This is a genomic window from Xanthovirga aplysinae (genome assembly GCF_009711365.1).
In the GTDB taxonomy this organism is placed as follows: domain Bacteria; phylum Bacteroidota; class Bacteroidia; order Cytophagales; family Cyclobacteriaceae; genus Xanthovirga; species Xanthovirga aplysinae.
Genome location: NZ_SMMB01000310.1, coordinates 1 through 1,082, shown reverse-complemented (window position 1 = coordinate 1,082; position 1,082 = coordinate 1). Strand labels below are relative to the sequence as shown.

At 32.9% G+C, this 1,082-nt stretch carries 2 protein-coding genes; both read right to left on the bottom strand.

Features of this window, described 5'->3' with window-relative positions:
* Nucleotides 1-356: 356 nt before the first annotated feature.
* A complete protein-coding gene (locus tag E1171_RS00900) occupies nt 357-722 on the bottom strand; it encodes a helix-turn-helix domain-containing protein (RefSeq protein ID WP_155203183.1) in 366 nt (121 codons plus the stop codon).
* Nucleotides 723-786: 64 nt separating this feature from the next.
* A partial coding sequence (locus E1171_RS00895; RefSeq protein ID WP_246164095.1) for a type II toxin-antitoxin system HigB family toxin occupies nt 787-1,082 on the bottom strand: 296 nt, incomplete at its 5' end.

Genomic DNA, 1,082 nt, shown 5'->3' with positions numbered 1-1,082 from the left:
CTCTTATTGCAGCTCCCCTATTAATCATCTTGTAAACCATTACAGCATCACAAGAATATAAAGCAGCTATAAAAAAAATTTCAAGCTTAGTACAAGATGGAGTAACCCTTTGTTAAGATTGTAAACCCACCAAGGCTTTCCTATTTAAATTATATATGCCAGTGAAATTACTGATGGTGATATGATTTCTAATTATAGAGGAGTTTTTAAGCGGATCCAAGAAAATAAAAATAGCATTAGGGAAATTGCCAAATTAGAAAACGTCAATCCTTCAACCGTGCAAAAGGTAAAAAAGGCAATGAAGGAGAAAGGAATATTAGAACTCCCTTAATATTGAACCAAGGGAATCTATCATTTTAATGGGATAATTTATATTCTTGAATTAGAATTGAAGCAGGAATATTTAACATTTTTTGAATATTGCGAATCATATGTATGCTCAATCCTCTTCTTTTATGCAATACTTCAGAAACAACACCTTTAGAGCCAATAACACCAATTAGGTCTTTTTGCTTTAGGTGCTTTTCCTCCATTCTGATTTTAATAGCCTCGATTGGGTCCGGTGCTTCAATAGGGTGATGTTCATTCTCATAATTGTCTACTAACAAAGACAATATTTCCAATTCATTAGCTTCTGGCCCTTCAACAGCATCAAATATTTCCTCAATTCGCTTTAGGGCAGCTTCATAATCTTTTTCGGTTTTAATAGGATTAATTTGCATGGGAAACTGTGGTAAAAATTAAATAAGATTAATAAGTAATAATTGATAAATTATTATAGTTTTTTTAAATAGTTGTTGCATCTATTTTATCATAATCACTATGTGTCCCTATGTAGCGAATAAACGCGATGCTTAAAGGATAATTAAATGCTACAATTAAACGATAATTTCCACCTCTAATATTGAAAACCACACGATTATTGGCAATGATACTTGCATCCGCATAAGTTTGTTTTACGTCATTTGGGTTCTTCCAGTCGCTTTGTTTGGCAGTTTCATACCAAACCTTTAGCTGTTGTTCGCAATCAGCGTGTTTCTCCCAAAATTCCCGCAAAGTCTTCTTACTTATTATCCTCTTCA

Coding starts and splice junctions, on each gene's coding strand:
- E1171_RS00900 (WP_155203183.1), bottom strand. CDS start 722: ATGCAAATTAATCCTATTAAAACCGAAAAAGATTATGAAGCTGCCCTA.